The 11,742-nt window shown below is 44.7% G+C and carries 9 protein-coding genes; 4 read left to right on the plus strand and 5 right to left on the minus strand.

What is annotated here, in order from left to right; genetic code table 11:
• Positions 1-235 precede the first annotated feature (235 nt).
• The 3 genes from QT987_RS13700 (at position 236) to QT987_RS13710 (ending at position 2,855) form a co-directional block, all read left to right on the plus strand.
• Positions 236-1,690, plus strand: coding sequence for a hypothetical protein (locus QT987_RS13700; RefSeq protein ID WP_333240733.1), 1,455 nt, complete (start codon positions 236-238; stop codon positions 1,688-1,690).
• A 389-nt stretch (positions 1,691-2,079) separates the two neighbouring features.
• Entirely contained in the window at positions 2,080-2,361 is a 282-nt protein-coding gene (locus tag QT987_RS13705) for a peptidoglycan-binding domain-containing protein (RefSeq protein ID WP_333240737.1), read from the plus strand.
• 221 nt (positions 2,362-2,582) lie between these two features.
• Positions 2,583-2,855 carry a peptidoglycan-binding domain-containing protein gene (locus QT987_RS13710; protein WP_333240741.1) on the plus strand — a complete coding sequence of 91 codons (273 nt, stop codon included), beginning with the start codon at positions 2,583-2,585 and terminating at the stop codon, positions 2,853-2,855.
• A 48-nt stretch (positions 2,856-2,903) separates the two neighbouring features.
• On the opposite strand, the gene QT987_RS13715 is transcribed toward QT987_RS13710, so the two are convergent.
• A complete protein-coding gene (locus QT987_RS13715; RefSeq protein ID WP_333240744.1) occupies positions 2,904-6,299 on the minus strand; it encodes an ATP-binding protein in 3,396 nt (1,131 codons plus the stop codon).
• Positions 6,300-7,241: 942 nt separating this feature from the next.
• Between QT987_RS13715 and QT987_RS13720 the strand changes: the two genes are divergently transcribed.
• On the plus strand, positions 7,242-7,541 hold the full coding sequence (locus QT987_RS13720) for a DUF7734 family protein (RefSeq protein WP_333240746.1): 300 nt from the start codon (positions 7,242-7,244) through the stop codon (positions 7,539-7,541).
• Between the two features lie 278 nt (positions 7,542-7,819).
• Here QT987_RS13720 and atpC read toward each other — a convergent pair whose 3' ends face one another.
• The 4 genes from atpC to QT987_RS13740 form a co-directional block, all read right to left on the minus strand.
• The gene (gene atpC / locus QT987_RS13725; protein WP_333058306.1) at positions 7,820-8,227 is read right to left on the minus strand and encodes an ATP synthase F1 subunit epsilon; all 408 of its coding nucleotides are present in this window, start codon (positions 8,225-8,227) and stop codon (positions 7,820-7,822) included.
• 183 nt (positions 8,228-8,410) lie between these two features.
• Complete coding sequence (gene atpD, locus QT987_RS13730; protein ID WP_333240747.1) at positions 8,411-9,868, minus strand: F0F1 ATP synthase subunit beta; 1,458 nt, start codon at positions 9,866-9,868, stop codon at positions 8,411-8,413.
• 138 nt (positions 9,869-10,006) lie between these two features.
• The gene (locus tag QT987_RS13735) at positions 10,007-10,861 is read right to left on the minus strand and encodes a PEP-CTERM sorting domain-containing protein (RefSeq protein ID WP_333240749.1); all 855 of its coding nucleotides are present in this window, start codon (positions 10,859-10,861) and stop codon (positions 10,007-10,009) included.
• Complete coding sequence (locus tag QT987_RS13740; RefSeq protein WP_333234142.1) at positions 10,858-11,010, minus strand: hypothetical protein; 153 nt, start codon at positions 11,008-11,010, stop codon at positions 10,858-10,860. Before QT987_RS13740 ends, QT987_RS13735 begins: the two co-directional genes overlap by 4 nt.
• Positions 11,011-11,742: the final 732 nt, after the last annotated feature.

Genomic DNA, 11,742 nt, shown 5'->3' on the forward strand with positions numbered 1-11,742 from the left:
TAAATGGCAGCTAAATTATTCCACCAAAATCTCATAAATCCCAAATAAAAACAGCCGGGGCGCATCTAGGATAAAATCAAACTAACAGCCGGGTGGCTGACGTGACCCGCCCAAAAACGGATACAAGCCGTGGACTCCAGTCGTGGATATCTAACAATTTTAGACTAAGGTTCCAGCTTCCAGATTCATCTGTCGAGAAAATCTAAAATCTAAAATCTAAAATCGACTGACAGTAATGTTATTGGGAAAGACTGTGATGGATAGCAAACAAGCCTACTTACAGTGCTTAGACAGGCTGATTTGGGCGATCGATCGCCTGGAAGCAAAAGTCGAACCAAGTGAACTCGCTCGGATTGCCGAACTGATTGTTCAGCCGATGATGGGGCCCTGGCGGTTTTTTCACACTCCCGAACATATTTTTGATGTGGGGGGAGATGAAGATGCGATCGAGGTTTTGGCAGCTTTATTTCACGATACCGTCTACCTACAAGTCGATCGCAGCATTAACTTTAACGTCAGCTACTACATCACTCCTGTTGCAAAAGAGGTTAACCAACACCTACAAATTCGGGATAAATCTGAACTGCCTGCGGATGCTACCTTCGAGATGGTAATGCTGGTATTCAATTTTGTACCGGGCGAAGTCCTCAATCCTTTGGCTGGACAAAACGAATTTCTCAGCGCTGTCGTAGCAGCAAAAGCTCTAGAACCATTTCTCAAACGCGAGCAATTGCTTCAAATTGCCGGCTGCATTGAAGCAACAATTCCGTTTCGCGCCGCCGATGCGGGAGTAACGGTAAGCCAGCGTCTTTATGAGCGCTTGCAAGCAATAAATAGCCTGTTTAACCTCAGTTTAACGGACGAGGAAATGCGGGAAACGGTCAAAAAAGCTGTGCGAATCTCTAACCGGGATGTGATGAGTTTTGCTCACCATAGTTCAGCCCATTTTTTGGCAAATACCTGGAATTTACTGCCGGAAACCAATCACAATCTCATATGCTGGGGTTTTTACACGGTTCGCGACTACCGAGTTGCTTTGGTGAAGATGGAAGGTTTTCTGAATTATCTCAAGCCAGAAATAATTTTCCGACAGTTTGAGGGATATCCAGACGATCGCACCTATCAGCGCTGGGAAACTACTGCTAAGTACAATCTCGAAATTGCGAAGCTTTATTTGGGGTGCAAACTGGCTGCCCTAGCCCTGCTAGAAGCTCTTTCTTCGGATTTGGGGATTGAGGTTTCTCTGGCGATGATGATGGGAGGAATTCCGGCTCAAGTTCCTAACTGCGTGCGCCTGGAAAGCTTTTTTCCAGAAATAGAGAAACCTTATAGACCTAAAATTAGTTTAGAAGCGGAAGTATTGAATTTATTAGAAAATGGGCGGGCTAAAAGCACTTCTAATACCGATTTGGAGAGTTCGCCCCTGACAACGTTTGTGGTAAAAATTGTTGGCTTTGACGAAATGCGCTATCAGTGCGATCGAGCTAAGGAATTTTTTCGAGAAAATCTCAACGCCGACGAGTTTATTTCCGACTTTAACCCGATAGTTACAGAAATTGTCATAGATTCCATTCTCAAGTTGTTTGACAGCCGGAAATCTACTATCTACCGATACTATGATATCACTTCTAAGTTAAAGTCGCAACCCCAAACCAATTTTCCCGATCGCCCTTTTCGATCCCATGGTTAACTAGCTTTAAATACAGTATTTTTGCCTCCTCTATAGAAAAGACCCTTACTCAGCTTATATAAGAGTAGAGCGATTACACCGTGACAGGATTGATTGCCTCGCTTTCCCTACGTCAATCTGCCTATCCATCCCGACACCAACAGCCCTACAGGTATGGTGTGGGGCTTCCGGCAAAGATGCTAAAAGTTGATCGAAAATGGAAATTCGCTGCTGTTTGTCTTTGACAATTATTTTATACAAAAGGGATTTGATAGCGGGCTGTCACTCATTTGAGCTACCCCAGATAAGCGTCACTATAAAAAGCGACTGTTAAAGCACTTCCCCCCACAGCTACAACTGGGGAATAGCAAGTTCAAACAACTTGCAAACCACTAATCCCCAATCAAACAATGCAAACCACAAACCCTATTTACGCTCAATTGCCTCTTTGCTCTTCACTGCCCACACTGAAACGAAATAATAGCACCACTGCCAATCAAAACGTCCGCTATCTCCAACAATCCTTAGTTGAAAACGGATATCCCGTCACAACTGATGGATTCTTCGGCCCAAAAACCGAAGAAGCAGTCATCAGATTTCAAAAGGAAAATCAGATTGCTGTTGATGGCATTGTTGGCCCTCAAACTTGGAGTCTATTAGGCGCTTGTTATACAGGTGAACCCGGATGTTAAATCCAAGTTATCTAATCCTAGGCGCACGGGTAGCAAGAAACTGGGTTTTTTCACAGCAATACTTCTTTTACGCCCCCAGAAACGCTAAAAAACCTGGTGGTTGAGCGAAGCCGAAACCTTGTTTATGCCCGTCAAAAGTGCATCCAGGACTATTAATTAACATCTTTTCCGCACTTCTCTACTTTTAAACAACTTGCAAACAACCAATGGAGAATCAAACCATGCAAACCACAAACGCAATTCGTACTGAATTACCTTCCTGCCGTTATTTTCCTTTACTCAAACGCAACGATGGCGTCACCCAAAATGAGGACGTTCGCTACCTTCAGCGACTCTTGAACGCCAAGGGATTTTCTTTAAATACTGATGGAGGATTCGGCCCGAAAACCCAACAAGCCGTTATCAATTTTCAAAACCAACAACAAATCGTTGCTGATGGCATTGTCGGCCCTAAAACTTGGAATAAATTGGGTGTTTGTACAACTATATTTTAAAGTTTGTGCAACCATGTGTTAAACAGAGTAGGGCGTGCAGTGTGCGCCCTATTTTTCTGTCGAAGTTTCCACCCCACACCACCCCTCCGGGGCTCCGTACATTCGATACTTGCGAGAGCGTTTGAAATACAGCATTGCTACCCGATCGTCTGGATTGATTTGTAAAATATTCTGAAATACTTTTTGGGCGGCAACAAATTTTTGCTCGTAGTAAAAATTGAGGGCTTCTTGAAAAACCTCCGCCGTTTGCTGCTTGAGTACAATGCTTTCCTCTGTTTCTGTATCGTAAATTTCAAACACCGACACAGCATTTGTCTTTCCTTTCACCGTTACTCGATCGACAAATCTGTACTTATATTTTTCTGGATCGTCGAGGCGATCGATAATTGCACCGCTAACTAGAATGCCCGCGCCGTAAACCTTAGTCAATCCTTCCAAACGAGACGCGAGATTCACCGCATCAGCAATCACCGTACTTTCCATCCGTTCTCGTTCGCCGATGGTACCCAACATCAAATTGCCCGCGTGCAAACCGACGCCGATCGCGATCGGAAACAAGCCACTTTTTTCTCGCTGCTGGTTATAGAGATTTACTTCTTTCTGCATATCAATTGCTGCTCGCACACCATCTTCAGGGGATGTAGGAAACAGTGCCATTACTGCATCACCAATGTATTTGTCAATAAACCCGTTATTTTTCCTAATTGCAGGGCTAACCCTTCCCAAGTAAGTATTAATAAATGTAAAATTTTCATCCGGTGTCATATTTTCGGAAAGCGCAGTAAACGAGCGAATATCAGCAAACAGCACTGTCATATCTCTTTCCTGATGTTCGCCTAATTTTACTTCAATAATACTCGGCTTTTCCAGCAAGTTTAGAAAATCGTGCGGCACAAACCTGCCGTAGGCTGCATTCAGTTTTGCTAGGCGAATTTGCGTATTAATTCTCGCCAACAATTCCTTTTTTATAAAAGGTTTAGTTACATAATCATTTGCTTCTAAGTTAAAAGCTTCTACCAAGTCAGTAGTTTGATTTTTAGCCGTCAGCATCAGAATCGGCATTTCTAAAGGCGAGTATTTTTTGCGAACTTCTCGACACACTTCATAACCAGTCATCTGCGGCATCATTACGTCGAGTAAAATTAAGTCGGGCTTAAATCCTGATTCAATCAGATTTAAAGCTTCTAAGCCGTTGCTCGCTTGAGTTATCTCATAGTTTGCTAGAGAAAGACTGTTGATGATGACCTGAATATTAATGGGTTCATCATCGACTACCAAAACTTTTAGTTTTTCACTTTCTAGCAAATCGCTATTGTCTGATAGCTGAGAATTTATTATAGAGGATTTGCCCGCGAATTCAGGAGTGATTAAAATGGGAGAACCCTCGGTTAAACGCGGCTGTATGCTATTAAAATCTGGCTGACTCTCAGATACGGGCAAAGTAAAGATGAATTGGGAACCGACGCCTACAGTTGAAGATACCCCAATTTTCCCTCCGTGCAATTCAACTAATTGCTTGGCAACAGTTAACCCTAAACCCGTGCCGCCATATTCTCTAGCAGTAGAACCGTCAGCTTGTTCAAAGGATTCAAAAATTCGGTCTAATTTATCTTCGGGGATGCCAATGCCAGTATCAGATACAGTAATGGCTAATTGGGAATTAGACGGTGATTGTGCGTTGCCCGTTACCAATTCTGCTGAAATTTCAACTCTGCCGCTTTCGGTAAATTTAATTGCATTGCCGATTAAGTTGTAAAGTATTTGCTGCAAGCGATTCTCGTCTGCTGCTATTGGCGGCAATTCAGGAGCGACTGAGTTAATCAACTGCAAGTTTTTTTTGCCTACTAATGGCTGAGACAAAGTGAGAATTACAGAGACTATTTCTCGAATACCGACTGACTTAATTTGCAGTTCTATCGTTTTGTGTTTTAGCTGAGAAAAGTCCAGAAGATCGTTAATTAAAGAAGACAATCTTTTGCCCGATGATGAAATTAAAGCTAAGTTAAAATTTGTTGGTTCTGGCAGTTGTCCGGTAGCACCGTCTATTAAAGATTCTGCAATCCCAATAATGCCGTTGAGCGGAGTGCGGAGTTCGTGGGAAGTATTGGCTAAAAATTCGTCTTTCAGTTTGTCGAGTCGCTGCAATTCGGTATTTTTAGTTTCTAAGGCAGTAAAAGATGCTTGCAGTTGTTGTGCCATGCTGTTAAAAGCAGCGGCAAGTACGCCCAATTCGTCGGAGCGATCGAGCTTGACAGTTTGGTCAAATTGTCCTTCAGATAAAGCTATTGCTGCATTTTTTAATTTTATAAGAGGTTTGATAATCCAGCGAGAAGTGAGAATTCCTAACACACTTGCCATGCCCAAAGCTGCCAGACATAGCAACACTGTAGTTCGGTTGCCCGCATGAATTTGTTCCATAAAGTCGGCTTCGGGAACGACAACGACAATCAGCAAATCTAAACCCTTGTCGTCTTGAAATGGCAGGACTTTTAAAAATTTCTGCTGACCGTTGATTTCAACATTTATTTGCTGCGATTTTGTAATTTGGTGCAAGTTTTGAAAGTGACTTTCTAAATATTTAGCTGTAGTTTGCGTTACTGCGTCGCTGCTTTCTGTAACTTTAAACAGTTCTTTTTGACCGTTTTGGGTGCGGAAAGGTTTTTCGGCTGTGGAAGTTGCCAGCAGCGTGCCGTTTCTTTCGATAATAAAAGTTTGACCAGATTTACCTATTTTGAGGCTGTTTAAAAATTGACCGATACTGTCGAGACGCAAAGCAGCAATTAATACTCCTTCTAGCTGTTTCTGGCTGTTGTAAACTGGTTGCAGCGCGCTGAGGAGTAAGGTGGGTTCTAGGAAGGATATATAAACTGAACTCCAAGTTGGTTTGGCTTCTAGAGCCGCATAGGCGTAGGAAGGGTGCTGTCGGATGTCGAAGTTTTTAACGGAGGCGGCTACTGTCGTGCGATCGCCCGTATCATTAGTATTGTAAGAATAAAAATTAAAATTTGTAGAAGGCCCCGATGCGTTAATCAATAAAGTGCCATTAGACATCTTTTCGCCAGTGCGATATTCTCCATCTTGATTAGCGATCGATGTAAAATTGATATAAGGATATAATTGCACTTGTCGCCATAGATACTTTTCCCAAGCTGACAAGTCTTTCATGTTCACAAAACCGAGTTTCACCGCATCCAGCTTGCTTTGATTGATTTGGTGCGGAGTTTGCAGATAAGTTCTCAAATTTTGCTCGATGCGATTGCTCACCTCGCCCATCAACTGATCCGCAAGGTCATTCACTGCTCTTTGAGAGTTCCTAAATGATAAGTATCCTACAATACCCACCGCTGCAAATACTTGCAAGACAAACGGAACTATGAGTACAGTTTGCAGCGTTGCTTTTCTTGAAAGTTTTGCCACTAAGTGCTTGAGAGAAAGAGTGGACATAACATTAGTTTAGGTTGAAAAACCCAGTTAATACTTGGAGCTAGTTCTTACCGCTGGTAAGTATTATAAACCATTTTGTACTTAAACACAACTTACACAAGGAAGACGCGATCTCGGTTCTACAATCTTTCATCTTATACCAAATTATTAAAAGTCAAAGCGAACCGTAGAGACACGGCATTTCCGTGTGCTCGTCCCCGCGCCGGACAAGGCATTTCCCTGTCCTTACCGATGTTCACATACAATATATCTGTATCACTACTTTTCATCCAAAGCTTCTATCCCCGACTATCCTTGTGGCACTCCAGACATTCCATTCTTTAGAGAGCGCTGAGAGTAAATTGCTGCTAAGGAATGAGAATTAAATAACTTCCACTCTTGAAAGTGGGATGGGCGTCTCGCCCGTCCTTTTTGGACGGGCGGGACGCCCATCCCACAATAACAATTAAAATTGTAAGTTATTTAATTCGCGATCCTAACTTATCTTGAGGCTTTCTTTCGCAAATCTTATTGAATAATTTTTGCGTCTAAGTAAAATTTTTCTAGAAATAAAGCTCCAGACATTTTTGAAATTCACCAGCAGTTGCCTGTTTTAGTTGAATGCTTGGTTCTGTTTCTGCATCATACAGAATATTCCAGGTTTATGAATTATACCGCGCTCTCACGGGGTTTATTTACAGTTCTCGCATCTTAACTGATTCTATTGATCGAAACCCGGTTTATCCGTACTAAATATACATAAAATATGCTGTAAAATATTGAACAAGTAGGTTTTGCTGACGGAAAATATTGCAACTTTTTTTTACACAATTTATATTATGTGCGCTTACTTCCGGCTGTTAAAAAAGGTTTAATTAAGAATAAAATATTGGCTCGCTGCCCCTGAAATTAGCCACAAAATTAAGCTATATTATAGCAGATTTCAGGAAAGTGATATTTGCTATGGCTGACTCTATTGCTCGTCGCTTGGAACAATACACGGTAAAACGATCGCACGAAGTTTTAATCGTCAAGGCCGAAATTGACGGCGAATTCGATGAAATTGCTATTTTTAAAGGCTTTTCTAGCTCCCTGACGCGATCGACCGCGAGCGATCCAGAGGTTCCTGTTTTGCCGGAGGAAGCAAAAATCATCAGTATCGATCGCGTGGAGAGTCCCTACAATCCAAATAACCCCCGCTATCTTCAGCAGGGGTTATCTTGGGAAACAATGCAATCTCTATTGTCCGAGGCGGGAGTTTAGGGCGGACACGAGTAAATTTGGGCGGGCACGGGGGCACCGCCCCTACTGAGAAATCTCGCTTTTACCTGAGTCTTGATCCCCTCGCATCCCCCTTAATAAGGGGAGTAGGGGTTGACTTTGAGTAGGATCTTGTTCCCCCCTTACTAAGGGGGGTTAGGGGGGATCGAGGCCTTACCGTCAGACAGCAGACTGATACTAGGTTTGACGTGTTTTTTGACACCAATGGGGCAGTGCCGTGTTCCTATTCTATATCTTGTACTTCACCCAAGGGAGAAATGCTAGAGCGTGCCGCCGGCAGCTTGGAAACGAGCTCTCGCGCGTTTGATTGCTTGCTTAGCTTGAATTTGCTCTTGCAAAGTGCCGGTAGTAGCCTTTTGCAAACGAGCTTCTGCTTCGGTGTAAGCAGTACGAGCAGCTTCTTTATCAATGGTTTCGCCTTTTTCAGCGCCGTTGACAAGAATAGTAACTTTGTTTTCTTGGATTTCTGCAAAGCCGCCCATCAGAGCAATAGACACCCATTCCTTGCCGGGACGGACGCGCATCACTCCGGTATCCAAAGCTGTCAACATTGGAGCGTGACCGCTCAAGATACCCAGTTGGCCTGTGGTGCTCGGCAGAATTACTTCTTCAGCATTAGAATCCCAAACAGTTTTGTCTGGGGCCACTACGCGCACAGTTAATGTCATAAATTGTCAGTTGTCGGTTGTCAGTTGTCAGTTGTCAGTTGTCAGTTGTCAGTTGTCAGTTATCAGTTGTCAGTTGTCAGTTGTCAGTTGTCAGTTGTTACCAATAACCAATAACTAATAACAAATAACTAATAACTACTGACTCATGACTCATGACTACTGACTACTGACTCATGACTAAAATTACTTGGCGTCAGCTTTCATTTTTTCAGCTTTGGCGATCGCCTCGTTAATATCGCCCACCAAATAGAAAGCTTGTTCCGGTAATTCGTCAAGTTCGCCAGCCAAAATCATTTGGAAGCCCTTAATGGTGTCTGCCAACTTGACGTACTTGCCGGGGGAACCGGTGAACACTTCAGCCACAAAGAACGGTTGAGACAAGAAGCGTTCAATTTTGCGAGCGCGAGAAACTGTCAAGCGGTCATCTTCCGACAGCTCATCCAAGCCCAAAATTGCAATAATGTCTTGCAATTCCTTGTAGCGTTGCAGAGTAGACTGCACCTGACGAGCAACACCATAGTGTTCTTCGCCGACAACGCTAACTTGCAACATCGTAGACGTAGAATCCAGCGGGTCAACCGCAGGATAAATCCCCTTCGCAGCCAAACCGCGAGACAACACAGTTGTAGCGTCCAAGTGAGCAAAAGTCGTAGCCGGTGCGGGGTCAGTCAAGTCATCCGCAGGTACGTACACAGCTTGAACTGAAGTAATCGAACCTTCGGTAGTCGAGGTAATCCGTTCTTGCAAGTCGCCCATGTCTGTACCGAGAGTCGGCTGATATCCCACAGCCGAAGGCATCCGACCCAACAGAGCCGATACCTCAGAGCCCGCTTGCACGAACCGGAAGATATTGTCAATGAACAGCAGCACGTCTTGCTTGCTGACATCACGGAAGTATTCGGCCATCGCCAGAGCCGACAGGCCCACGCGCATCCGAGCACCAGGCGGCTCGTTCATTTGACCGTAAACCAGAGCAATTTTTGACTTGCTGCGGTCTTCTTCGTTAATAACCCCCGACTCGATCATTTCTTTGTAGAGGTCATTACCTTCGCGGGTGCGCTCGCCCACACCACCGAACACGGACACGCCGCCGTGAGCCTTGGCGATGTTGTTCACGAGTTCCATCATAATCACGGTTTTGCCGACGCCTGCGCCACCGAACAAACCGATTTTGCCGCCGCGACGGTAGGGGGCCAGCAGGTCAATCACCTTGATCCCGGTTTCAAACACCGAAGGCTTGGTTTCCAGTTCGGTGAAAGCCGGCGGGTTGCGGTGGATGGGCATACTTTCGGAAGTATTGACCGGGCCGAGGTTGTCTACGGGTTGACCGATGACGTTAAAAATCCGGCCGAGAGTTGGGATTCCGACTGGAACTTGGATCGATTCCCCGGTATCTACTACTTCCATGCCACGCACCAAGCCGTCGGTGGTACTCATGGAAACTGCACGCACTTGGCTGTCTCCGAGCAGTTGTTGAACTTCGCAGGTAACAGCAATGTCTTGACCTGCTTCGTTTTTGCCGGAAATCGTGAGAGCGTTATAGATTTGGGGCAGTTTGCCGCCTGGGAATTTTACGTCTACAACCGGCCCAATGATTTGGGTGATGTAGCCTACGTTCGTTTTTTCTGCGGTGGATACCATGAATAGTGCCTTTGTTAGGATGCTATTTTTCCCGTTATGGAAAAAGTCTTAACATTTAGAAATGCTATTCCTCAGATTACCACTGAACAGACGCACTATTTAGATTTGTATGGGTCTGGTTAAGAGTCATTTTTATGGTTACTGCCCTCGCTTTTTTTTCCTGCGAGCCGCAGCCAAAGCCCCGATCCCCAGGATAGTCCCGAATACTGTGACTGGTTCGGGGACTGGTTCGGGGGCTGGTTCGGGGACTGGTTGGGGGACTGGTTGGGGGACTGGTTGGGGGGCTAACTGAGCCAACACGGTGAAGTCGTTGAAGTCTAGCTTGGTTCCTGGTTCGGCATCGTCGAAGGAGATTTTTGTGCCATTAGCCAGTTCGGCCATTGTGAGGGATGAAAATTGCTCTGGGCCTTTACCGCCGTTGATGTTTGCAAAGGAGCCACTGGAGTTGTTGGGGAGCACAAAGTTACCTAACACAGCAAGCTGACATCCCGCCACCAGACATTCATCTCTTCGGAACTGGGTGCCAGCGGCCCGCCATTGGGAGCTGTTCATGAAGGTGCTTGACGAGACGTATTGCGCGAGAGGGTTGCCACTGCCGGTGTCGCTCCACAGCAGCAGGGCATAAATTTGATCCTTCAAAAATCTGAAGTTTTGGGTGATGGAGCCGTTTTCGGAGGTGACTGCGTTGCCGAAGGTTCCTTTCCAGTTGTTGGCAGAGCCGTTATCTGAGGGTGTAGTCTCGTAAAACAGTCTGGCGATGTTGGTGTAGCCATTGTTTTGTGGCTCAGCAGCTTTGGCTGCTACCCACAAGCTGGACTGGTAAGAGTTGTGAGATTCTAGGAATGTGAACTCTACATTGGTATCTTGATCGAACTGGATGCCGTCGGTGCCAAACATGAAAGCTCGGACGGGCAGGCAGATGCTGAGCAACATTGTGGTTGCCAAGCTGGCGACTGTAAAAGATGTTTTTTTGACTAGCGTTAAGGTAGTCATAACCCTGATTCCTCCTGTATTGTTAGGTAGTTAGGCCCAAAATGCCCTAAATGCCATGTTGCCGTGACGCGAATAGACGATCGCGAGCCTGCGATATTTAGGACGATCGTCAAACCTGAAGAAGAGGCTCCACACCAGTGAATATACATACATATCTCACTTAAGGGTGTTTTGCAGTAAATGAGTGCTTCTTCTAAGAGTTTTCACTGACACTAGATTGGCACAGTTTAATCTGTAACAGCAAGATTTTCATCCGGCCTAGACTTCCAAGCTACTACATTTACTTGGTTTCGGTAACGGTCTAAAGTTGAGTGCAAGACTTGCCTATATTGGCTTTCATCAAAAATACATAAAAATTTTACTCGATCTTTATGAAGTTTTGGTAAAGTTCCTCCATAAAATATAAAGTTTTTGAGAGAAAGTCGGCTGTTCGGTTAGTTGCTCCTGAAAGCGGGCTGCAAGCTGCTCGCCCGATGCAGAAAGAAGCGGGAGCGCCGGCGAGTAGGGATTTGAGCGAGTTTTTTGCTACTTTAAGCAAGATGTATAACAGGCGAGCGATACTTACGTAGTTTTGACTAAAATTCCGAGTTTTTTAAACCCCTAAACCTCGCGTTATGTGCCATATTTTCCGCCACAGTCCCGAACAAATTAACCCGGTTGTTTAAGGTAATTGTGGTAAGGAAGCAGTGAAAGTCAAAAAAAGAAACCAAGTTTGATTTACCTCGCATGATTCCTAGTAAAAAAAAAATATGTAAATCATACTAAGGCTCGCGAATTAAATAACTTACAATTTTAATTGTTATGGTGGGATGGGCGTCCCGCCCGTCTTTTTTGGACGGGCGGGACGCCCATCCCACTTTCAAGAGTGGAAGTTATTTAAT

This window comes from Microcoleus sp. SVA1B4, from assembly GCF_036700545.1.
Classification (GTDB): Bacteria; Cyanobacteriota; Cyanobacteriia; order Cyanobacteriales; family Microcoleaceae; genus Microcoleus.